Raw genomic sequence first — 21,894 nt, forward strand, 5'->3', positions numbered from 1 at the left:
GCTACGGCCCTGAACGGGCCTTGTCCTCAATCGCCGGACGGGCTGGGGTTCCGGGCCGACGTCGACAAGGCACCGGACCGACTGAGATTGCCAAGGCCGACGTCGAAAAGGGACCGCACCCGCCGAGATTGCCAAGGCCGGGATCGAAGAGGCACCGGACCTGGTGAGGCTGCCATGGCCGGCGTCCAGGGGCACCCCGACCCGCTGAGATCGCCAAGGCCGGCGTCCAAGAGACACCCGACCCGCCGAGGCCGCCATGGCCGGCAGCCAGGGGCACCCCGACCCGCTGAGATCGCCAAGGCCGGCGTCCAAGAGACACCCGACCCGCCGAGGCCGCCATGGCCAGCAGCCAGGGGCACCCCGACCCGCTGAGATCGCCAAGGCCGGCATCGAAGAGGCATCGCACCCGCTGAGAGTCCGAACCGGCGCCCAAGAGAAGCCGGCCGGCTGAAAGCCCGTGCCCGGCGCCAGAAGAAGCCGACGCGGTCGAAGAGCGGCACCCGTGCGCGAAAGCGCCCTTCCGGCTCACCTCCACCTCCACCCCCACCCACTCCGCCTCCCACTCTCCCTCCCCCTCTCCCTCTCCCTCCCCCTCCCCCTGTCCGAGCAAAGGACATCGCATGACCCGGCAACTTCACCTCAACGCCTTCCTCATGAACACCGGTCACCACGAAGCCTCGTGGCGGCTCCCGGAGAGTGATCCGTACGCCCATGTCGAACTGGAGCACTATGTGCGGCTCGCGCGGGTCGCCGAACGTGGCACCTTCGACTCGCTGTTCCTCGCTGACGGGCCGCAGTTGTGGGGCAACGTCGCGCAGCGGCCGGGTGGTTCGCTGGAGCCGCTCACCCTGCTCACCGCGCTGGCGACGGCGACCACGCACATCGGGCTGATCGCCACCGCGTCCACCTCCTACAACTCCCCCTACAACCTGGCCCGCAGGTTCGCCTCGCTCGACGTCATCAGTGGCGGCCGGGCGGGCTGGAACATCGTCACCACCGCGGGTGCGGAGGCCGCCCGCAACTTCGGGCTCGACGCGGAGCCCGCGCACGCCCAGCGGTACGCCCGGGCTGCCGAGTTCCTCGACGTGGCTCTCAAGCTCTGGGACAGCTGGGAGGACGACGCGATCGTCGGCGACAAGGCGGCCGGCGTCTGGGGTGACGACGCGAAGATCCATCCGCCCCGGCACAAGGGGACGTACTTCAGCGTCGAGGGTGCCCTCAACGTGCCGCGTACGCCCCAGGGTTACCCGCTGCTCGTGCAGGCGGGGTCGAGCGAGGACGGGAAGAGCTTCGCGGCGCGGTATGCGGAAGCGGTGTTCACGGCCCAGCAGACCATCGAGGACGCCCAGGCCTTCTACGCCGACCTCAAGTCCCGTACGGCGGCGGCCGGTCGCGATCCCGACCACATCAAGGTGCTGCCCGGCATCGTCCCGGTGCTCGGCTCCACCGAGAGCGAGGCACTGGCGAACGAGCAACTGCTGGAGGACCACATCGTGTACACGCACGGTGTGGGGCGACTGGAGGGGCTGTTGCAACTTCCGGGCGGGACCCTGGAGTTGGATGCTCTGCTCCCGGACGACCTGCCGCCCGAGAGCGCGATCGAGGGTGCCAGGAGCCGCTACACGCTCGTCGTCGAACTGGCCCGGCGTGAGCGTCTCACCGTGCGGCAGCTCATCGGGCGGCTCGGCGGCGGACGCGGGCACCTCACGTTCGTCGGCACGCCCGAGCAGGTCGCCGACGAGATCGGGGCCTGGTTCACGCGGGGTGCCGCCGACGGGTTCAACATCATGCCCGCCGTACTGCCCTCCGGGCTCGAACTGTTCGTCGACCAGGTCGTCCCGATCCTGCGCGCCCGGGGTCTGCTCCGCACCGGATACGGCCCGAAGCAGACCCTGCGGGAGCGCTACGGCCTCCCGCGCCCCGCCAACCAGTACGTCACCGCCCCCGTCACCGCCCCTGCCGCCGTTTCCGCACTCGCACGCGTCTGAAAGGAACCCCCATGTCCGGCATCGAGATCCACAAGGTCACCGCGCACATCGGCGCCCACGTCTTCGGCGTGGACATCTCCAAGCCGCTCCACGAGGAGCAGGTCGCCGCCCTCCGCGAGGCCCTCAACGTCCACAAGGCCCTGGTCTTCGACGACGTGAACCTCGACGACGAGGGACAGCAGGCCTTCGTCCGCCACTTCGGCGAGCTCACCACCGCCCACCCCACCGTGCCGGCCGCCGACGGCGCCCCCCACGTGCTGCCCGTCGACAGCGAACGCGGCCGGGCCGCCAACCACTGGCACACCGACGTCACGTTCGTCCTCAACCCGCCGCAGGCCAGCACCCTGCGCAGCATCACGATCCCGCCGTACGGCGGCGAGACCCTGATCGCCAGCTCCGCGGCGGCCTATCGCGACCTGCCGGAGTCCCTGCGCGCACTCGCCGACACGCTCTGGGCCGAGCACACGAACGACTACGACTACGCGGTGCCCGAGGAGGCCGTCGACGAGGAACACGCGCGCCAGCGCGCCCAGTTCACCTCCATCAAGTACCGCACCGTCCACCCGGTCGTCCGCGTCCACCCGCTGACCGGCGAACGCGGGCTGTTCATCGGCGGGTTCGCACAGCGGATCGCCGGCCTCTCCGTGGGCGAGTCCCGCAAGATCCTGGACCTCCTCCAGGCCTACGTCACCCGCCCCGAGAACGTGCTGCGCCACCGCTGGTCCCCCAACCAGCTCGTCCTCTTCGACAACCGCATCACCCAGCACTACGCCATCGACAACTACGACAACCTGCCGCGCCGCCTCAACCGCGTGACCATCGCCGGTGACATCCCGGTCGGCATCGAGGGCAAGGAGAGCTACTCGATCGAAGGGGACGCGTCCCACTACACACCGGTCGCCGCATAGGCCTGCCCCTCCGAAAGCCGCGAAAGGTCCTCGTGCGACAGACACGAGGGCCTTTTTGTTGCTAGTCTGCAGTTGCAAGTAATGTGCAATAAGAGGTCGAGGGGACCCCGCATGCCCGTGTACACGCTCCCTGAGCTGCCGTACGACTACTCCGCGCTCGCGCCCGTGATCAGCCCCGAGATCATCGAGCTGCACCACGACAAGCACCACGCGGCGTACGTGAAGGGTGCCAACGACACGTTGGAGCAGCTCGCGGAGGCGCGCGACAAGGAGTCGTGGGGCTCGGTCAACGGCCTGGAGAAGAACCTCGCCTTTCATCTCTCCGGCCATATCCTGCACAGCATTTACTGGCACAACATGACGGGCGAGGGTGGCGGTGAGCCCCTCGCCGAGGACGGCGTCGGTGAGCTCGCGGACGCGATCGCCGAGTCCTTCGGCTCCTTCGCCGGGTTCAAGGCGCAGCTCACCAAGGCCGCCGCGACCACCCAGGGTTCGGGCTGGGGCGTCCTCGCCTACGAGCCGCTCAGCGGACGGCTGATCGTCGAGCAGGTCTACGACCATCAGGGCAACGCCGGTCAGGGCGCCACCCCGATCCTGGTCTTCGACGCCTGGGAGCACGCCTTCTACCTCCAGTACCGGAACCAGAAGGTCGACTTCATCGACGCCATGTGGGCCGTCGTCAACTGGCAGGACGTGGCGAGGCGTTACGAGGCCGCCAAGTCCCGTCCGGGTGTACTGCTGTTGGCGCCTTGAACAGGCCGAGCATGCTGAACAGACCGCGCCGACACCTGTGAAGTGTCCTGCCTCGTGATCGTCTTCTCACCGGACGCGACGGCAGGCGGAATGACGGGCGGCCCCCGCGAGGACATGACTCGCGGGGGCCGCCCTCATCATGCTCCCGCTCGCCGCGCTCCCCCCAACCCGCTTACTCGCAGGGCACGTTGAGGGAGAGCAGGGCTGTCGTCCCGGCGGTCAGGCGGGTCTCGGTGATCGCCGCGTTGCGCAGGCGCGGGAAGACGCGGCGGTACTCGCCGAGCGGGATGGAGAGGAGCGAGCACAGGACCAGTCGGAGCAGGCTGTTGTGGGCGACGACCAGGACCCGGCCGCCGTCGTGCGCGGCGGCGATCCGGCGCAGGGCGTCCACGCCCCGGGCCGCCGCCGCCCGGGGGTCCTCGGCCGCCGGGAACGGATGCGCCACCGGATCCGCCAGGTACGCCGCCGCCCACTCCGGGTCCTCGGCCGCGAACTCGGCGAGCGTACGGCCCTCCACCACCCCGAAGTCGCATTCGCGCAGCCCCTGTTCGCGGTGCGGAGTCAGGCCCAGGGCGCGGCAGGCCGGGTCCGCTGTGGCGATGGCCCGGGAGAGTGGCGATGTCCAGACCGCGTCGACGGGATGGGCGGCGGCCCAGCGGCCGAGGGCTTCCGCCTGGGCCCGGCCCTCGTCCGTGAGCGGCACGTCGCTCACCCCCGCGTAACGGTTCTCGGCATGCCAGACGGTCTGCCCGTGGCGGGCCAGCAGCAAGGTCGTTGTCGTAGCCGTCGTCGTGGTCGTCGTCGTGGTCATGGGGCCGAAGTATCCCGGCTGTCCGGGCTGTCCGGGCTGTCCGAGGTGTCCAAGGCGTCCAGTCGTGTTCGGGCGTGTGCCGCGAGGGGCGCGGGGAGCCAGCCGCGCTGTTCGAGTTCGTCGAGGAGGCGGGCGTAGGGGGCGGTGAAGCGCGCGGTGTGGTGGGGGCGGGGGTCGAGGATCGTGCGGATACGGACCATGCGTTCGGCGGTGTCGGCGAGGGAGGCGTCCGGGGTGTCTCCGTCAGTCCTCATGCCGTACGCGGCCAACGTGGCCATTCCCAGGGCGGGTTCGGTCTGTTCGGGGACGCGGACCGGGCGGCCGAGGATGTCGGCGCGGAGCTGGTTCCAGTACGGGCTGCGGGCGGCGCCGCCGGTGAAGGTGAGCGGGCCGTGCAGCGGGGCGCCGAGGTGGTGCAGGTGGTCCAGGCAGAGGCGTTCCGCGTAACCGATGCCCTGGAGGAGCGCGGCCCACAGGTCGGCGTCGGAGGCGGGGGTGCCGAGGAGGAGGGCGGTGGCGTCGGGGGCGCGGAACGGGAAGCGTTCGCCGGGTGAGGTGAGCGGGTACGCGAGGACGGACGCCGGTTCGTGGGCGGCGGCGGCCCGGTCGAGGTCGGCGAGGGGGACGCCGGGGGCGGCGTACGCGGTCAGGGCGCCCGCGCCTACGGCCGAGGCTCCGCCGGGCAGCCAACTGCCGTCCGGCGCACGGTGGTTGTAGAGCACGCCGGTCGGGTCGCGCACCGGCCGCGACGAAGCGCCCTTGAGCACCAGCGTCGTACCGAGGACCGAGTTCCAGGAGCCCTCGCGCAGGGCGCCGGAGGCGATCTGGGCCGCGCAGCCGTCGGTGGTCCCGGCGATGACGGGGGTACCGACGGGGATGCCGGTGCGCTCGGCGGCCGTCGCACAGACCTCGCCGAGCCGCGCACCGGGACGTACCACGTCGGGCAACAAGCCGTCGGGGAGCTGGAGTTGAGCGCGTACAGAAGCGATGTCAGGCCACGCCTCGCGGGCCGGGTCGTAGCCGGACTTGAGGGCGTGGCCGGTGTCGGTGGGGGTCGGATGCCCGGTGAGGCGGGCGGTGATGACATCGCACTGGTGGGCGAGGCGGAGGTCCCGGACATCCGAGGAGGCCGCTCCGAACTCGCGTGCCATCAGCCGCGCCGCCCGCACCAGCCACAGCGCCTTCGGCAGCCCCCAGGTGTCCTGCACCGCGATCCCGGCCGCCCGGAGCCGTTCCGCGTCCGCCGCCGCGCGCCCGTCGTCGTACATCAGGCCGGGGGTCAGCGGGCGCCCCGAGACGTCCGTGAGCAGCACGGTTCCGGAGGTGGCGCAGACGGCGAGGGCGCCGATCCGTACGGCGGGCCGGCCGGCGAGGGCCGCGCTGACCGCCGTACACACGGCGTCCCACCACTGCCTGGGGTCCTGCTCGTGGCGCACGCCCGTTCGCCGGCTCCGCAGGGGTGCGGCGCCGCTGCCGAGGGCCGTGCCGTCGCCGGTGACGAGCAGGGCGCGGACGCTCTGGGTGCCGAGGTCGATCCCGAGCCAGGCTTCACCGTCGTACGACATCCGGGCCTCCCGTGTCTCTCGCGCGACTCGCGTATCTCACGTATCCCACGCATCGCACATTCTGTCCGGATTTTTTCCGTCGGCCGAGGGGTCGATGAGGGGTCACGTCCGTTACACCTTCTGGTGACTAGGAGGCCGGTATGGGGATGTACGTCGGTATCGACGTGGGCACGTCCATGGTGAAGGCCGCCGCCTTCGACGGGGCGGGGCGTGAACTGGCCGTCGAGGCACGGCCGGTGGACCTGGCCCTGCACGGCGGGCAGGTCGAGCAGGACATGGAGGAGGTGTACGGGGCGGTCGTCGCCGTGCTGGACGCGCTGACCTCGGCGGTCCCGGAGCCGGTGGAGCTGGCGGGGCTCACCGGGCAGGGCGACGGGGTGTGGCTGGTGGACGCGGCGGGGCGGCCGGTGCGGCGGGCGATCTCCTGGATGGACGGCCGGGCGCACGAACTGGTGGACCAGTGGCTGGCGGACGGGACGGTGGAGACGGTGTTCCGGCGGACCGGCAGCGCCATGTTCCCGGGCAGCCCGGGGCCGCTGCTGGCCTGGCTGGAGGCGCACGAGCCGAGGTCGCTGGCCGCCGCGAGCGCGGCCCTGTACTGCAAGGACATGGTGTTCCAGCGGCTGACGGGGGCACCGGCGACGACGGATGTGTCGGACGCGTCGATGCCGTTCCTCGACCCGCGCACGAGGGCGTACGACAACGGGGTCGTCGAGCTGCTGGGGCTTGCCCATCGGCGTGGTCTGCTGCCGCGGATCAGTACCCCGACGGCGACGGCGCGGACGCGCGGGGAGGGGCTGCCGGCGGGCACCCGGATCGCGAACGGGCCGTACGACCTGCCGGCCTGCGCGCTGGGCGCGGGTGTCACGGCACCCGGTGACGGTCTGCTGATCGTGGGCACGTGTCTGGCCGCCCTGGTGGCGACCACCAGTCTCGACCTCACCGGCGAACCGGCCGGCCTGCACATCTCCACGGACCGTCCCGGCCACTGGCTGCGGGCGATGCCGGCGATGGTCGGTACGGCGGCCCTGGACTGGATCCTGGCGACGACGCGTACCCACCACGACGACCTGGACGCGCTGCTGGCCGAGTCCGCACCCGGCGCGAACGGTGTCCGGGTCCTCCCCTACTTCGCCCCCTCCGGCGAGCGCGCTCCCTTCGTCGACCCCGCCCTGCGTGCCGAACTCACCGGCGTCAGCCTGGAGTCGACGCCCGCCGATCTGGTCCGCGCGGTGTGTGAGGGCATCGGTTACGCGGCCCGGCACTGCCTGGAGGCCGCCGGTCTGACCGGTTCCCTGTCGGTGTGCGGGGGCGGCACGCACAGCCCGGCCTGGATGCGCCTCCTCGCCGATGTCCTCGGCCGGCCCCTCCGGGTCGTCGAGGGCGAGGTGGGCGCGCGGGGTGCGGTGCTGGCTGCGGCGGAACGGTACGGGGTTCCGCTGGACCCGGGTGCCTGGACCGAGCCGACGGCGATCGTCGAGCCGGACGCGGGACGCTCGGTGTACTACGCCAAGGGGTACGAGGAGCATCTGGTGCGGCTGGCGGAGGTTAGGGGGCGGGGGCGGGCCTGACCACACAGACCCCCGCGAGGACGTGACTCGCGGGGGTCTGTCGGTACGCGGTGATCTGGGCCATGGTGGCGGGATGCCGAACGAGAAGATGCTCTCGTGCTACACCTGCGGGCAGCGCGAGCCGCATCGCCAGCCACGGGACGACCAGGAGCGGAACCACATCCGGAGCCTGAAGCAGCTGAAGCCCCACGCGTTTGTGGACGACTACTGGATCTGCGTCACCACCGATCGCGACTGCCGCAACATCCGCTACGCGTGGGTCGACAACCCCTTCCACCCTCCCGAGAAGATGCCCGAGCCGGAGTGAGGCTTTAGAGGTTGCTGAAGTCCGGGCCCGCCGTCCGGGTGCGCTTGATCTCGTAGAAGCCGGGGACCGAGGCGACCAGGAGGGTGCCGTCCCACAGTTTGGCGGCGTCCTCGCCCTTCGGGGCCGGGGTGACGACCGGGCCGAAGAAGGCGATCTGCTCGCCGTCGGCGCCGGGGACCGCGATCACCGGGGTGCCGACGTCCTGGCCGACCTTGTTGATGCCCTCCTTGTGGGAGGCGCGCAGCTCGGCGTCGAACTCGAAGTCCTTCTGCTCGGCGTACTCGATCAGGTCGGCGGGCAGACCGACGTCCGCCAGGGCGCCGGCGATGGCCTCGACGGTCGCACCCTCCTCGTTGTTGTGGATGCGGGTGCCCAGGGCCGTGTAGAGGGGGCCGAGTATGTCGGCGCCGTGCTTCTGCCAGGCCGCCGTCGCCACGCGTACCGGCTGCCAGGCCTGGACCGCGAGCATCTCGCGGTACTCCTCGGGCAGCTCGTCGATCTTGTCCTCGTTGAGCACCGCCAGGCTCATGATGTGCCAGCGGACCTCGATGTCACGGACCTTCTCCACCTCCAGGACCCACCTGGAGGTCATCCAGGCCCAGGGACAGAGCGGGTCGAACCAGAAGTCGACGGGGGTCTTGGTCGAGGTCGTCTCGGACATGGGTCTCCTCGGAAAGGTGGGCTGTGAACGGGCAACATCTCCCGGCCCCTGTCTCATTCCCGGGTGCCCTGTGTCAGTGGTGCGTGGCAGGATCGGTGCTGGTCGCCGTGTGTGCCCGTTGTATCCGTGACATCTGAGGGAGTGCCCGTGCCCGGTGAGAACCTGTCCCGCGACGAGGCCCGGGAGCGGGCCGCGCTGCTGTCCGTCGACGGGTACGAGGTGTTCCTCGACGTGCGGTCCGCCGTGGGCGACGCGGGAAGCGGGAGCGGTGGGGGCGGGGCGCGGACCTTCCGGTCCGTGACCACCGTCCGGTTCCGGTGTGCCGAGCCCGGTGCCGCCAGTTTCGCCGATCTCGTCGCGCCCGGTGTCACCGCCGTCTCCCTGAACGGGCGGGATCTCGACCCGGGGGCCGTGTTCGACGGCACGCGCATCATGCTGGAGGATCTCGCCGCCGACAACGAGCTGGTCGTCGACGCCCAGTGCGCCTACTCCCGCACCGGCGAGGGCCTGCACCGCTTCGTCGACCCCGAGGACGGCGAGGTGTACCTGTACACGCAGTACGAGCCCGCCGACTCCCGCCGCGTCTTCGCCAACTTCGAGCAGCCCGACCTGAAGGCTCCCTTCCGGTTCGAGGTGCGGGCCCCGGAGGGGTGGGTCGCGTGGAGCAACGGGGTCGGTGAACTCACGGACGGGGTATGGCGGTTCGCCGAGACGAAGCCCATCTCCACCTACATCACGGCCATCCTCGCGGGCCCCTATCACTACGTCACCGACTCGTACTCCCGTACCTTCGCCGACGGTACGACGCTGGACATCCCGCTCGGCGCGATGTGCCGCAAGGGTCTCGCCCCCTACTTCGACTCCGACGATGTCTTCCTCGTCACCAAGCAGGGGCTGGACTTCTTCCACGACCACTTCGACTACCCGTACCCCTTCGGGAAGTACGACCAGGGTTTTGTGCCTGAGTACAACCTGGGTGCCATGGAGAACCCGGGGCTCGTCACCTTCCGCGAGGAGTTCATCTTCCGGGGGAAGGTGACCCAGGCGGCGTACGAGCGGCGGGCGAACGTCGTCCTGCACGAGATGGCGCACATGTGGTTCGGCGACCTCGTCACCATGGAGTGGTGGGACGACCTGTGGCTGAAGGAGTCCTTCGCCGACTTCATGGGCGCCTTCTCGCTCGTCGAGGCGACCCGTTTCACCAGCGGCTGGGTCACCTTCGCCAACAACCGCAAGGCCTGGGCCTACCGTGCCGACCAGCTCCCCTCCACCCACCCGATCACGGCCGACATCCGTGACCTGGAGGACGCCAAGCTCAACTTCGACGGCATCACCTACGCCAAGGGCGCCTCCGTGCTCAAGCAGCTGGTGGCGTACGTCGGGCGGGACGCGTTCCTCGAAGGCGCGCGGCGGTACTTCAAACGGCACGCGTACGGCAACACGCGCCTCGGCGATCTGCTGTCCGTGCTGGAGGAGACCAGCGGGCGCGACCTGGCCGCCTGGTCGCGGGCCTGGCTCCAGACCGCCGGCGTCAACTCCCTCACCCCGCAGGTGCTGTTGAGCGCGGACGGGCGGATCACCGAGCTGGCGGTGCTCCAGGAGGCCGCGGTGATTGCCCCGGCGGACCACCCCGAGCTGCGTCCGCACCGGGTGGCCATCGGCCTCTACCGGCGTTCCGCCGACGGTGCGTTGGAGCGGTACGCGCGGGCCGAGGCCGACGTCGACGGTCCCCGGACGATCGTCGGTGAGCTGGTCGGGAGCGATGCCCCCGACCTCGTGCTCGTCAACGACGACGACCTGACGTACTGCAAGATCCGGTTCGACGAGGGCTCGTTGGACACCCTGAGGGCACATCTCGGTGACATCACCGACCCGCTCGCCCGTGCCCTGTGCTGGTCCGCGCTGTGGAACCTCACGCGGGACGCGCTGATGCCGGCCCGGGACTTCGTCGAGCTGGTGCTGCGGTTCGCGGGGCGCGAGTCCGACATCGGCGTCCTCCAGATGCTGCACAGCTGGACCAACTCCGCGCTCACCCACTACGCGGCGCCCGACTGGCGGGCGACCGGTGAACGTCTGCTCGCCGAGGGCGCGTTGAAGGAACTGCGGCTCGCCGAACCGGGCAGCCAGCACCAGCTGACGTGGGCGCGCTTCCTCGCGGCGGTGGCGTCGAGCGAGGCCGATCTCCAGTTGCTCCAGGGCCTGTTGGAGGGCACGGCCAGGATCGACGGTCTGGACGTCGACCAGGAGTTGCGCTGGTCCTTCCTGGACGCTCTGGCCTCGCACGGCGTCGCCGACGAGAAGGTGCTCGCGGCGGAACTCGCCCGCGACGACACAGCGTCCGGCAAGCGCCACCAGGTCCGCTGCCTCGCCGCCCGCCCCTCCGCGGCGGTCAAGGCGCAGGCGTGGGCGCAGGTCGTCGAGTCGGACGCGCTGTCCAACGCCCTTGTCGAGGCCACCATCGCGGGCTTCGCCCAGGCGTCGCAGCGGGAGCTGGTCGCGCCGTACGCGGAGAAGTACTTCTCGGTGATCGAGCGGACGTGGGCCGAGCGGTCGATCCAGATCGCGATGGATGTCGTCAAGGGCCTGTTCCCGTCCCTCCAGGACTCGCCGGCGACGCTGGCGGCGACGGACGCGTGGCTGACGGACCGTCCGGACGCGGCGCCCGCCCTGCGACGCCTGGTCCTGGAGGCGCGGGACGACCTGGCCCGGGCGCTTCGGGCACAGGCGTGCGATGTGACGGCGGCGCGGTGACGACTACGGGATGACGGCGGCTCGGTGACCAGAAAATTCGCGGGTTTGAGAACGCACCCCGGGAGCAGGTGTGCCCCTGGGGTGCCGGGGACGGTGATGTTGAGAAAGAAGTGAAGGACCTGCAAGGGGGAAGTCGAAGTGATCGAGTCCGAAGTCGACGCGCGCGTGGACGAGTTGGTGCGCGGGCTGCGGCGTATCACGGGGGCACTGCTGGTGATGGCCTCCGCCCATCCGGACTCGGCACGGGCCCGCGAACTCGCCGTCGCGGCAAGCGTCCTCACCACGGACGTGCTGCCGCGACTGGACGACGAGGAAGCTGTGGGCCCGGTGGAGGCCGCACAGGCCCAGGGCGCCGTACCGCCCTTCCGAATACCGCCCTCCCCCACCAGCGCCGCCGGCTCGACGGCGATCGGCACGCTCGTCGAGCGCTATCTGCCGGACCTCGCGACCCGCCCGGTCCAACCCGTACTGCTGGACCCGGAGTTACCGTACGAGAAGTGGCGGCATCTGCACCGTCTCACCTATCGGCGCCCCGCCGCCTTCGACTCCGCGCCCTCCTGGAGCGATCCCGCTCCCCACCTCGGCAGACCCGTCCGCTGGGGAATCGCCTCCAGCGCCACGGTCGTGCGGCGGATGCGTCATCACTACGTGACCATGCGGGACCTCGACAGCCCCGCGGGCCAGTTGGCCCAGCGGATGCTCCACGCCTCCTGGGCGATCCTCGAATCCCGTGCGGTGCGGGGCGACCTGTTCGGCGGCGGCCACCTGCTCGACCGGCACGAGCTGGAGGGGAAGCTGGAGCGCGCGCAGTGGAACGCCGCCGTGCTGGCCGCCGGACGCGGCGACGCGGCAAGGCCGCAGCTCGAAACGATTCTGCGCGAGTTCGAGATACTGGCCCGGGCCGTCCTGGAACTGGACGACCTGTACCGCACCGGCCCGGCCCACCCGGCCGTCGAAGGCCGCCTCGCCGACGCCCTGCGCGGCACCCGCGCCCTGATCCGCCACTGGCCGCCCGGCGGGAACGGGGCCGGCGGATCCCGGGCCGCCCAGGCCACCGGCCCGATTGATCTCACTGATCTCACTGATCCGACTGATCCGACTGATCCCACCGTTACCGAACCCGGGCATCCGATGCCGTAACCCCCATATGGACCAGCGCCTTTCGGCAGTCGAACGCTTGCACTTTAGGGCGAGCTTGTCCGGAATTGTCGACGGGCGTGTAACAGCGGTTAGAGGGCGGATCGGACACGGGAATGCCGGGGTCATGACCCACAACACCCCGCTGAACACCCCGCTCTCCCCGAGCCCCCGCCCCCTCACCCACCTGTCGCACGTACAGCGCCGGGTACTGACCACCGCGCAGCTGCGGGCCCATGGCATCCCGGCTTCCGACGTGAACGAGCAGTGCCGGCCCGGCGGCCCCTGGCAGCAGCTTCTGCCGGGCGTGGTCCTGCTGCACCCGGGGCCGCCCAGCAGCGAGGAGCGGCTGCACGCGGTACTGCTGTACACGGCGAAGGAGCGCCCGGCGGTGGCGGTCCCCGCCCAGCCCGGTCCCGAGGAGCCGTACCGCGAACGTGGCGGTCCGGTCTACGCCGAGGCCATGATCACCGGCCTTGCCGCGCTCGCCCTGCACGGCTTCTCGTCCGCGCCGCCCCTGCTGTCCCTCGACGCCTTCGACGTCCTGGTCCCCCGGATGCGGCGGCTGCGCTCGACGGGCTGTGTCCGTATCGTCCGCTCCTCGGCCCTGCCCGTCCCCGAGTCGGTCGAGGGGCTCCCGGTCGCCCCGGTCCCGCGCGCCCTCGCCGACGCGGTGGCCGGACTCACGGACGCGGGCGCCGTACGCCGGCTGCTGACCGAGGCGGTGCGCGGCGGGCACTGTGATCCGGCGTCGGTGGTATGGGAGTTGAACCAGGCCCGGCTGCTGAGCCGGCCGCATGTCGTGGACGCCGTCGACACCCTGCTCGCGGAGGGCCGGGCGATCGCCGAGGACCGCCTGTACCGCATGGTCCACGAGTACGGCCTCCCGGACCCGGTCTGGAACGTCGACCTGCGCCTCCCCGGCGGCCCGCACCTCGGCGGCCTCGACGCCTACTGGCCCGACCAGGCGGTCGCGGTGGAGCTGGACACCCGCGCCCCGCTCCCGGGCAACCGGCAGGAGAACGACGCGCTCTGGTCGGAGTACGCCCGCAAGCGCGAGCACCTGGAGCGGCTGGGCATCACGGTCGTCCACATCACGCCGCGCAAGCTGCGCGAGGCGATCGACCAGCAGGCGACTGTCGTCCGTACGGCTCTGATGGCGTCGGGGGACCGCGAGCCGGCGGCGTATGTCGTGGTCCTGCCCAGGTAGTGACGGACCGGGCGGTACCAGGAGGGGAGAGGTGGGCCCCCGGGAGACCGGGGGCCCACCTCGTGCGGTCGGGTCCCCCGGATCCCTCGGATCAGCTCCCGCAGAACTCCGCCTCGCCGATCTTCATCAGGTCGCCGCTCCAGTCGCCGTTGAAGTTGAAGGCGAGCGAGTGCTTGCCGTCGGCCGTGGTGACCGCCAGCGAGATGGAGCCGTGGATGCCACCGCTGTGACCCCAGACCTTCACCCCGCAGCTCAGTTCGTTCTCTACGAGCCCGAGCCCGTAGCGCCCGTTGGGCTCGCCGGTGGCGACGGTCGTCTTCATCTCGGCGAGCTGCTCGGCGGGCACGACCTTGCCGCGCATGAGCGCCGAGTAGAAACGGTTCAGGTCACCGGGGTTGGAGATGATCTCGCCGGCGGCGTTGGCGGCCGACGGGTTGAACTCGGTGACGTCGTAGATCTTGCCGGTGGGGTTCCCGGCGAGCTTCGAGTAGGCGCGGCTGCTGGGCTGCGGCACCTTGGCGCTCGTACCCGGCATGTACGTCCCGTGCAGCCCGAGCGGCTCGATGACGCGCGAACGGACCTCGTCGCCGTACGAGTTGCCGGTCACCTTCTTGATGACCATCCCGGCGAGCGTGTAGTTGGTGTTGGAGTAGCTCCAGCCGGCGCCCGGCGCGAACTCGGGCTTGTGGCCCATGGCGATGCCGGTGATCTCCTGGGGCGTCCAGGTGCGGTACCTGTTCTTGTAGAAGTTCTCCGGCAGGAAGATCTCGGTCTGGAAATACTCGTCGTCGGTGTAGTTGTAGATGCCGCTGGTGTGGTTGAGAAGCTGGCGGAGGGTGATCTTCCGTCCGTCGTGCCCGTTCCCCTGGACGACTCCGGGCAGCCACTTGTCGACGGTGTCGTCGAGCGACACCCGTCCCTCGGCCTCCAGTTGGAGCAGGACGGTCGCGATGAAGGTCTTGGTGATGCTGGCGGCCCGGAAGTTGTCGTGGGCGCTGCGCGGCTGCTTGGTCTTGAGGTTGCCGACGCCCGCGGTGGCCTTCCAGACGCTGTGGCCCTGCGTGGTCTGGAGGGCCACACCGGGTACGCCGTCCTTGACAGCGTCGTTCATGGCCTTCCGGGTGGCTTCGTGGCCGCCGCCGCGTTCGGCCGGTGCCGCCGTCGCGGGCGCCGCGAACGCGCCTGCCGCGACGGCGATCGCCGCGGCCATCCCGATCAGCCTCTTGTTGACCGGTCCCCTGTTGCCTGACATGCCGTTCCCCCTTGTTCACGACCGTCGGCGCGTCCTCGCCGAGTGGCGGTCGGGGGAAGGGACACGGCGGGTGAGCGTGAGGTTGCCTGGCTTGGGCCGGTTGAGCGCGTTTCAGCCTTCTCTGGAACCGAGGCCCAACGGGGTCACCATGCGCCCTGCCCGGTGTCCGGGTCGATGTCCGGGCCGGTCAGTTCGTACGGCTCGCCCAGGGGATGCGCATCGGATCCCTTCCCTGCCATCGCGCGGATGGTGACACGTTCGCCCGGGAAGAGGGCCAAGAGGGCTACCTGGGAAAGGAGCGGCTTCTGGACCCGGCCGCGTGTGGGGTCGGCTTCGGCCGAGGTGTTCTCGACGGCCAGATGGTCGGCCGCCCCGTCCACGAGAAACTCGTGGAGGCGCACCGGTTCGTATCCGTCGTCGGTGCCGGGCCGACCGGTGAGCAGGGGTGTCACCCACTCGCCGAACGGCGCCAGGGACCTGCCGTTCAGGATTCTTGCGACGTCCCGGGGGCTGGTCGGATCGACCTCCATGACGTCCCCGGACAGATGGTCCGCTTCCCACCAGGACCCGTCGTCCTGTCGGGTCGAGAAGTAGAACTCGTCGCCGAACAGGCCGTCCTTGCGCCGGTGGGAGAGCACGACGAAGCCGAGGTCGTCGCGTACGCAGACGTCGCCGACAGCGGCCCCGGTCGTGCTGTCGAGGTGGGCGGGCATGACGTACACCCCGTCGGCGCCCTGCGTGTCCCTGGCCGTCAGAGCGGCACGGGCGAGTTCCGCCAGATTCCTGGGCATCCTGTGTCCTTGCGCGCACGTGCTCATGGCTGTGATGGCTGTGATTGCCGTGATCACGATAGGCGACCATGGGATACGCGCCGGCCTCGCAGACGGACGAGACCCCGGTCCGTGCGGTCGGTCCTCAGCCCTTCCGCAGCACCAGCTCCACGTTCCGGTCCCCCGCGTCGCCCGTCAGGTCCATCCGCGCCCCCGGGGCGTTGAACGACAACTCCCGGTACAGCGCCGCCAGTCCGGTCTGGGAGAGGTCGGAGTAGTCCGTCCGGTGCGGGGCCGCCGATTCCACCAGCGTCGTGAAGAGCGAGAGCGTGCCGTCCTTGTTGTCCACCAGCTCGATGACGCGGGCCAGTTGGGGGAAGTCGATGTGCGAAGCCGTCGAGATCTCCCAGAACGAGCGGCCGTCCGGAGCCGCGTGCGGGGTGATGACGTTGCGGTGGATGTGCCCGTTCACCCAGGCCAGGACGCTGCTGTGGCTGCCGAGGAGGGCGACGACGTCCGCGCCCTCGTGGCGCCGTTCGCCCGGGTGGGCCGGGTCGCGGTGGGTGTTGGTCATCGACTTGCTGGTGTGGTGGCTGAAGACGACGGCGTACGAGCCTGCCTTCGCCGTCTCCCGCAACGTCCGGTCCAGCCAGCGCAGTTGGGCCGAGCCGATCGAGCCCTGGTAGTGGCCGCCCGGGTCGGTCGTGTCGATGCTGATGCCGACCACGTCGTCCGAGATGCGGAACGTGTAGTACTGGGTGCCCGAGTCGAGGTTGGCGGAGGAGTAGCCATGGCCGACCGGGCCCACTCCCGCGTACGCCGGGTCCAGGTGCGCCTTCAGATAGTCCTCGCGGGTGAACGGGGCCCTGTTCTCGTCCGGCGAGACCGAGCGCAGGTCGCGGGTGTGGGCCTGGATCAGCTCCCTGAAGCGGATGCCCCTCGGGTCCTCGGAGCTCCTGATCTCGTCCTGGAGGGCCTTGCTGCGCGCCTCCGGCAGATCCATCAGCTTGCGTCCGCCGATCGCGAATTCGGTGAGGAAGGGGTCGCTGTGGGAGGCGTAGCAGCCGAGGGGGAGAGAGTCGTGGTTGCCGACCGTCGAGTACCAGGGCAGGTTCAGGCCGGGGCTGCGGACCTCGCGGATCGCCGCTGCCAGGAAGCCGTCGATGTGCGGGAAGCCGTGCTGTTTGTCGGCGTCGCGGGTGGTCACGTCCGGCTGCCAGTAGAGGGGGAGGCCGCTGTTCTGGACGCCCTCGTAGTGGCGTGGGTCACCGGTGTTCGGCGTCATGCGTCCGCCGCTCATCACCTTCATGAACCACTCCAGCTCGGAGCGCGCGTTGTTGTCCGTGTTGTCGCCGGTGGTCATGACGAAGTGGAGCGGGGAGCCGGTGACGGGGGCTCCGCGCAGCGCGTTGACGCGCTCCACGAGCGAGATCGCGCCCTGGACCGACAGCGCCTCGTGCGGGCGCCAGGCGTGCCGGTCGGCCGAGCGCATGTACTCCAGGCGCAGCGGGTGCTGTACGTCGGTCAGGTGGAGGTCGGTGAACTGGACGAAGGCCGCCATCGTGGTCCGGCGGGCGGCACGGGCCGCACGGGGCTCGGCCAGTTCCGTACGTACCACCCGCCCCCACGCCTGCCCCTCGCCGAGCCGGCGGTAGCCGCTCGTACCGAGGGGCGCGGAGACCGTGTTGAGCGTGGTGCCCCGGGTGAAGGGGGCGAGGGCGGCCGGCGCCGCCCGGTGGGACACGGCCACCGGGCCCTCGGCCGCCGTGGTCTCGGCTGCCGTGGCGGCCTGGCTGTCACTGGGCCGCAGCGCGTAGCCGACGCCCGCCGAGACGGACACCGCCCCGGCCGCGGCGAGTACCGTACGTCGATGGACTGCCGGCGTGGAGCTGGCGACAGAGCGTGTGCGCGACATGGCGCGGTCTCCCCGAGTGCGAACGCGTCGGAAGTGGTCACGGGCGATCGCAGTCGCGAACTTCCCGCTCACTCTGGATGCTTGGCACCGGGGATGACCTGCGCGTGAACTCGACAGCAACGCGCGACGCCGATCACCGTACGTGGATCTTGGGCCACCCGACCCGTTCACGACCGCACGGCGAACGGCCCGGAGGCGGTCACTCCGTGTTCATTTGACGGGGTACTGAACCTGTCCCGAGGGTTACCCTCCGGACTTCGCGACCCGCCCCGTCATCGGCCGCTCCAGCCACAGCTCCAGACCGATGTCGACCATCGACACCTTCCGCAGCTCCGCCACCGCGCCCAGGTCGTGCCAGGCGGCCAGGTCCGTGGAGCCGTTGGTCTCCGGGCGCAGTTCGCCGCCGGTCACCAGGCCCTCGTACACCAGTCGCAGGCCCTGGTGGTCCTCCGGGCGCCGTCCGCGGTGCGTGAAGGTGCGCCGGGAGGAGTCGATGCCCAGCAGGCCCGTGACGTCGATGCGGTAGCCCGTCTCCTCCATGAGCTCGCGGCGGACCGTGTCGTACGGGTCCTCGCCGTGTTCCATGCCGCCGCCCGGCAGCACCCACTCGTGGCCGCCTCCGTCGGCGGGGCTGCGGGCGAGCAGGATCTGTTCGTTCCGGACGACGACGGCGTACGCGGCGACCCTCAATGTCTGGCGCATATGGGGACGTTAGCGCGCGGGGCGGGAACGTTCAGGTGGATTTTCCCCGGACGACGCCTGGTGCGACGAAGCGCCGCGATTCGGACTCCATCCAGCCAAAGCGCATCGCGGGTTTTCCCCACGCGTTCATATAGTTTCGGTCAACCATCCCCAAACATCCGCCCCTTGGGTAAAGCTGTGTGATCGCCCGGAGTCGTATTCCGGACGCTCTTGGCCAAGGTCGATCAACTCGGCCGCTCAACGCACGCTCCTTTACCTACAAGGGATGCTGAATGACCTCCGACCCTCAGCGCACACCCATATCGGGCGCGAGACGCGTGGCACGGATCGCCGTGGCCGCCGGACTGGTGGCCGCTCTCTCCGCCGCCGGGCCCATACCCATGGCCTTCTCCGCGGACACGGCGGCGGACGCCGCCCCGGCCGACGGTTCCGTCAAGTCGGCGCACGACAAGCTCGGCTCCTCGGACGCCGACCTGCTCACCGAGGCCAAGGCCGACGGTGACAAGAACGTCACCATGATGATCGCCACCGCGCCGGGCCAGACCGAACAGGTCGCCGCGCAGCTGGACGCGGTCAAGGGCGGCTCGGTCGGCCTCTCCTACGACAAGCTCGGGTACGTCCGCGCCACCGTTCCGACGGGGAAGGCCGACTCGGCCATCGCCGCCGCCTCGAAGCTGTCCTCCGTGCACGGCATCGACCTGCGGCAGGACATCCCGCTGGACGACCCGGCGCCGAATGCCGGCACCGCCTCCGCCCCCCAGGCGAGTGCCGCCGCCGCTTACCCGGCGCCCGACAAGAACACGCCTGCCGAGAACCCGTACAACCCGTCGTTCGAGACGGGCGCCGTCGACTTCGTGAAGAAGAACCCGAAGGCGGACGGCCGCGGCATCACCATCGGCATCCTCGACTCCGGTATCGACCTGGCGCACCCCGCGCTGCAGAAGACCACCACCGGCGAGCGCAAGGTCGTCGACTGGGTCACCTCCACCGACCCCCTGCTCGACAGCGACGGCAGCTGGCGGGCCATGATCACCCCGGTGGCCGGGCCGACCTTCACCTTCGCCGGGAGGACCTGGACCGCGCCCGCGGGCAACTACCAGGTGAACCTGTTCCGCGAGTCCGTCACCGCGGGCGGCGACGCCGCCGGTGACGTGAACCGCGACGGCGACACCACCGACGCCTGGGGCGTGCTGTACGACGCGGCGGCCGGCACGGTCACCGTCGACGTCAACGCCAACAACGACTTCAGCGACGACACGCCGATGAAGCCGTACAAGGACGGCTACCAGATCGGCTACTTCGGTACCGACAACCCGGCCACCGATGTCGCCGAGCGTCAGCCGTTCGTCGTGGAGATCCGCAAGGACGTCCCGATGGACCCGCTGGGCGGCACCTGGGTCGGCCAGAAGGCCGACTTCGCCAACATCGGCCTGATCAGCAGCGAGCACGGCACCCACGTCGCCGGCATCACCGCCGCGAACAGCCTGTTCGGCGGCAAGATGAACGGTGCGGCCCCGGGCGCGAAGCTCGTGTCGTCCCGTGCCTGTGTCTTCGGGCCGAGCTGCACCAACGTCGCGCTCACCGAGGGCATGATCGACCTCGTCGTCAACCGTGGCGTCGACATCGTCAACATGTCGATCGGCGGCCTCCCGGCGCTGAACGACGGCAACAACGCGCGCGCCGCGCTGTACACGCGTCTGATCGACACGTACGGCGTCCAGCTGGTCATCTCGGCCGGCAACTCCGGCCCCGGTGCCAACACGATCGGCGACCCCGGTCTGGCGGACAAGGTCATCTCGGTCGGCGCGGCCATCTCCAAGGAGACCTGGGCGGCCAACTACGGCTCGGCCGTGGCGAAGAAGTACGCCATGTTCCCGTTCTCGTCCCGCGGCCCGCGTGAGGACGGCGGCTTCACGCCGACGATCACCGCGCCCGGCTCCGCGATCAACACCGCGCAGACCTGGCTGCCGGGCGTCGCGGGCGCCCAGGCGGGTTACACCCTGCCTGCCGGCTACCAGATGCTCAATGGCACGTCGATGTCGTCCCCGCAGGCCGCCGGTGCCTCGGCGCTGCTGCTGTCGGCCGCCAAGGAGAAGGGCATCGCCCTCCCCCCGGCCAACCTCCGCACGGCCCTGGCCTCCACCGCCGACCACATCAGTGGTGTGCAGGCGTACGAGGAGGGCGCGGGCCGCATCAACATCGTGGACGCGTGGAAGTCCATCAAGTCCGGTGCCACCGCCCATGACTTCACCGTCAAGGCCCCGGTCGACACCGCGATCGACCAGTTCCTGAAGACCCCGGGCTTCGGCACCGGCCTCTACGACCGCGAGGGCGGCCTCAAGGCCGGCGTCAAGAAGTCGTACGAGATCGTCGTGACGCGAACGTCCGGTCCCGCCAAGGCGGTTCGGCACGAGCTGCACTTCGAGAACAACGCCGGTGACACCTTCAAGATCGTCGGCTCCGACGAGGTCAAGCTGGAGCTGAACAAGCCGGTCACCGTCAAGGTCGCCGCGAAGTCGGCCACGGCCGGCATCAAGAGCGCCATCCTCGAGGTCGACGACCCGAAGACCGAGGGCATCGACAAGCAGATCATGACCACGGTCGTGGTCTCCGCGCCGCTCAACCACACGTTCTCCGCGTCGGGTTCGGTGCAGCGCAACAGCAGCAAGTCGTACTTCGTGACCGTGCCCGAGGGCGCCAAGGCCCTTGAGGTCGCGATCAGCGGACTGGCGGCCGGCAGCCAGACCCGGTTCATCTCGATCCACCCGTACGGGAACGCGCTCGAGGACACGGGCTCGCCGTACTGCTACAACAACTTCCCGAACACCAACGGCTGTGCCCCCGACGTGCGTTCGTACGCCGACCCGCAGCCCGGTGTCTGGGAGGTCGAGGTCGAGTCGCGCCGTACGTCGCCGCTGCTCGACAACCCGTACACGCTGGACGCCACCGTCCTGGGCGCGACGTTCGACCCGGACCTCGTGACCGTTCCCGAGGCCAAGGTCGGTACCCCGATCGCCGCCTCCTGGAAGGTGACGAACAACCTCGCCGCGGTCGACGGCAAGCTGGCCGGCGGTCCGCTCGGCTCGGCCCTGAACGCCCGGCCGACCATCGCCGACGGTGAGACCCAGACGACCACGGTCGAGGTGCCCGCGGGCGTCGCGTCCCTGGACGTCGTCATCGGCAACGTCTCCGACACGGCCGCCGACCTCGACCTGGTCGTGTACGACGCGGCCGGCACCGCGGTCGGCACCTCCGCCGACGGCGACTCGGAGGAGGCGGTCTCCATCGCCTCGCCCGCCGCCGGCACGTACACCGTCGTGGTCGACGGCTACGCGATCCCCGCCGGTACGACCGCGTACGACTACCTGGACGTCTTCTACTCGGCCGCGCTCGGCTCGATCGAGGTCGCCGGCACTCCGGTGAAGCTCGGCACGGGCGACTCGGCGACGGTCTCCGGGAACATCGTCGCCTCGGCCGTCGCGCCCGCGGGCCGCGAGTTCTTCGGCCAGGTGTCCCTGGTGAACGCACACGGCACGGCCGCCGGAACCGGCAACGTGCTGATCGAGAAGGTCACGCCGTAGCGGTAGGCACGA

16 protein-coding genes are annotated in these 21,894 nt (G+C 70.4%); 9 read left to right on the forward strand and 7 right to left on the reverse strand.

Translation table 11 applies throughout. The features are described 5' to 3' along the window. The first annotated feature begins 620 nt into the window (after positions 1-620). The 3 genes from ACH4TV_RS05320 to ACH4TV_RS05330 all read left to right on the forward strand — a co-directional run bounded on the left by ACH4TV_RS05320 (position 621) and on the right by ACH4TV_RS05330 (position 3,649). On the forward strand, positions 621-1,988 hold the full coding sequence (locus ACH4TV_RS05320) for an LLM class flavin-dependent oxidoreductase (RefSeq protein WP_398394380.1): 1,368 nt from the start codon (positions 621-623) through the stop codon (positions 1,986-1,988). Between the two features lie 11 nt (positions 1,989-1,999). Then, positions 2,000-2,896 (forward strand): TauD/TfdA dioxygenase family protein, encoded by an 897-nt coding sequence (locus ACH4TV_RS05325; RefSeq protein ID WP_398394382.1) that lies wholly within the window; start codon positions 2,000-2,002, stop codon positions 2,894-2,896. Positions 2,897-3,007: 111 nt separating this feature from the next. Further along, positions 3,008-3,649: a superoxide dismutase gene (locus tag ACH4TV_RS05330; RefSeq protein WP_398394384.1), complete on the forward strand. Its 642-nt coding sequence runs from the start codon at positions 3,008-3,010 to the stop codon at positions 3,647-3,649. A gap of 172 nt (positions 3,650-3,821) precedes the next feature. On the opposite strand, the gene ACH4TV_RS05335 is transcribed toward ACH4TV_RS05330, so the two are convergent. Continuing rightward, positions 3,822-4,460, reverse strand: a complete 639-nt coding sequence (locus ACH4TV_RS05335) for a histidine phosphatase family protein (protein ID WP_398394386.1) — start codon at positions 4,458-4,460, stop codon at positions 3,822-3,824. Then, a complete protein-coding gene (locus ACH4TV_RS05340; protein ID WP_398394388.1) occupies positions 4,457-6,025 on the reverse strand; it encodes an FGGY-family carbohydrate kinase in 1,569 nt (522 codons plus the stop codon). The genes ACH4TV_RS05335 and ACH4TV_RS05340 overlap by 4 nt, the downstream gene beginning before the upstream one ends. 146 nt (positions 6,026-6,171) lie before the next feature. Here ACH4TV_RS05340 and ACH4TV_RS05345 point away from each other — a divergent pair, with 146 nt between their 5' ends. After that, positions 6,172-7,596 carry an FGGY family carbohydrate kinase gene (locus tag ACH4TV_RS05345; protein WP_398395373.1) on the forward strand — a complete coding sequence of 475 codons (1,425 nt, stop codon included), beginning with the start codon at positions 6,172-6,174 and terminating at the stop codon, positions 7,594-7,596. 73 nt (positions 7,597-7,669) lie between these two features. Further along, the gene (locus tag ACH4TV_RS05350; RefSeq protein WP_398394390.1) at positions 7,670-7,903 is read left to right on the forward strand and encodes a hypothetical protein; all 234 of its coding nucleotides are present in this window, start codon (positions 7,670-7,672) and stop codon (positions 7,901-7,903) included. A gap of 4 nt (positions 7,904-7,907) precedes the next feature. Here ACH4TV_RS05350 and ACH4TV_RS05355 read toward each other — a convergent pair whose 3' ends face one another. Next, positions 7,908-8,564, reverse strand: a complete 657-nt coding sequence (locus ACH4TV_RS05355; protein ID WP_398394392.1) for a DsbA family protein — start codon at positions 8,562-8,564, stop codon at positions 7,908-7,910. 147 nt (positions 8,565-8,711) lie between these two features. On the opposite strand from ACH4TV_RS05355, the gene pepN reads away from it, so the two are divergent. From pepN to ACH4TV_RS05370, 3 genes are all read left to right on the forward strand, one after another. Continuing rightward, the gene (gene pepN / locus ACH4TV_RS05360) at positions 8,712-11,315 is read left to right on the forward strand and encodes an aminopeptidase N (protein ID WP_398394394.1); all 2,604 of its coding nucleotides are present in this window, start codon (positions 8,712-8,714) and stop codon (positions 11,313-11,315) included. 138 nt (positions 11,316-11,453) lie between these two features. Continuing rightward, positions 11,454-12,455 (forward strand): hypothetical protein, encoded by a 1,002-nt coding sequence (locus ACH4TV_RS05365; protein ID WP_398394395.1) that lies wholly within the window; start codon positions 11,454-11,456, stop codon positions 12,453-12,455. A gap of 124 nt (positions 12,456-12,579) precedes the next feature. Further along, a complete protein-coding gene (locus tag ACH4TV_RS05370) occupies positions 12,580-13,662 on the forward strand; it encodes a hypothetical protein (RefSeq protein ID WP_398394397.1) in 1,083 nt (360 codons plus the stop codon). 91 nt (positions 13,663-13,753) lie between these two features. On the opposite strand, the gene ACH4TV_RS05375 is transcribed toward ACH4TV_RS05370, so the two are convergent. The 4 genes from ACH4TV_RS05375 to ACH4TV_RS05390 form a co-directional block, all read right to left on the reverse strand. Further along, positions 13,754-14,914: a serine hydrolase domain-containing protein gene (locus tag ACH4TV_RS05375; protein WP_398394399.1), complete on the reverse strand. Its 1,161-nt coding sequence runs from the start codon at positions 14,912-14,914 to the stop codon at positions 13,754-13,756. A gap of 143 nt (positions 14,915-15,057) precedes the next feature. After that, a complete protein-coding gene (locus tag ACH4TV_RS05380; RefSeq protein ID WP_398394401.1) occupies positions 15,058-15,705 on the reverse strand; it encodes a hypothetical protein in 648 nt (215 codons plus the stop codon). Between the two features lie 124 nt (positions 15,706-15,829). Beyond that, on the reverse strand, positions 15,830-17,599 hold the full coding sequence (locus ACH4TV_RS05385) for a TIGR03767 family metallophosphoesterase (protein WP_398394402.1): 1,770 nt from the start codon (positions 17,597-17,599) through the stop codon (positions 15,830-15,832). 243 nt (positions 17,600-17,842) lie between these two features. Next, positions 17,843-18,301: an NUDIX hydrolase gene (locus ACH4TV_RS05390; protein WP_398394404.1), complete on the reverse strand. Its 459-nt coding sequence runs from the start codon at positions 18,299-18,301 to the stop codon at positions 17,843-17,845. A gap of 272 nt (positions 18,302-18,573) precedes the next feature. On the opposite strand from ACH4TV_RS05390, the gene ACH4TV_RS05395 reads away from it, so the two are divergent. Continuing rightward, complete coding sequence (locus ACH4TV_RS05395; protein ID WP_398394406.1) at positions 18,574-21,882, forward strand: S8 family serine peptidase; 3,309 nt, start codon at positions 18,574-18,576, stop codon at positions 21,880-21,882. Positions 21,883-21,894 lie beyond the last annotated feature (12 nt).

The organism is Streptomyces sp. NPDC020898 (assembly GCF_044333925.1).
GTDB lineage: Bacteria > Actinomycetota > Actinomycetes > Streptomycetales > Streptomycetaceae > Streptomyces.

Excerpts from the sequence above, each read along its gene's own strand:
- ACH4TV_RS05345 (WP_398395373.1), top strand. The coding sequence starts at position 6,172 with ATGTACGTCGGTATCGACGTGGGCACGTCCATGGTGAAGGCCGCCGCC.
- ACH4TV_RS05385 (WP_398394402.1), bottom strand. The coding sequence starts at position 17,599 with ATGTCGCGCACACGCTCTGTCGCCAGCTCCACGCCGGCAGTCCATCGA.
- ACH4TV_RS05350 (WP_398394390.1), top strand. The coding sequence starts at position 7,670 with ATGCCGAACGAGAAGATGCTCTCGTGCTACACCTGCGGGCAGCGCGAG.
- ACH4TV_RS05370 (WP_398394397.1), top strand. The coding sequence starts at position 12,580 with ATGACCCACAACACCCCGCTGAACACCCCGCTCTCCCCGAGCCCCCGC.
- ACH4TV_RS05355 (WP_398394392.1), bottom strand. The coding sequence starts at position 8,564 with ATGTCCGAGACGACCTCGACCAAGACCCCCGTCGACTTCTGGTTCGAC.
- ACH4TV_RS05375 (WP_398394399.1), bottom strand. The coding sequence starts at position 14,914 with ATGTCAGGCAACAGGGGACCGGTCAACAAGAGGCTGATCGGGATGGCC.
- ACH4TV_RS05320 (WP_398394380.1), top strand. The coding sequence starts at position 621 with ATGACCCGGCAACTTCACCTCAACGCCTTCCTCATGAACACCGGTCAC.
- ACH4TV_RS05325 (WP_398394382.1), top strand. The coding sequence starts at position 2,000 with ATGTCCGGCATCGAGATCCACAAGGTCACCGCGCACATCGGCGCCCAC.
- ACH4TV_RS05390 (WP_398394404.1), bottom strand. The coding sequence starts at position 18,301 with ATGCGCCAGACATTGAGGGTCGCCGCGTACGCCGTCGTCGTCCGGAAC.
- ACH4TV_RS05380 (WP_398394401.1), bottom strand. The coding sequence starts at position 15,705 with ATGCCCAGGAATCTGGCGGAACTCGCCCGTGCCGCTCTGACGGCCAGG.
- ACH4TV_RS05335 (WP_398394386.1), bottom strand. The coding sequence starts at position 4,460 with ATGACCACGACGACGACCACGACGACGGCTACGACAACGACCTTGCTG.
- ACH4TV_RS05340 (WP_398394388.1), bottom strand. The coding sequence starts at position 6,025 with ATGTCGTACGACGGTGAAGCCTGGCTCGGGATCGACCTCGGCACCCAG.
- ACH4TV_RS05330 (WP_398394384.1), top strand. The coding sequence starts at position 3,008 with ATGCCCGTGTACACGCTCCCTGAGCTGCCGTACGACTACTCCGCGCTC.
- ACH4TV_RS05395 (WP_398394406.1), top strand. The coding sequence starts at position 18,574 with ATGACCTCCGACCCTCAGCGCACACCCATATCGGGCGCGAGACGCGTG.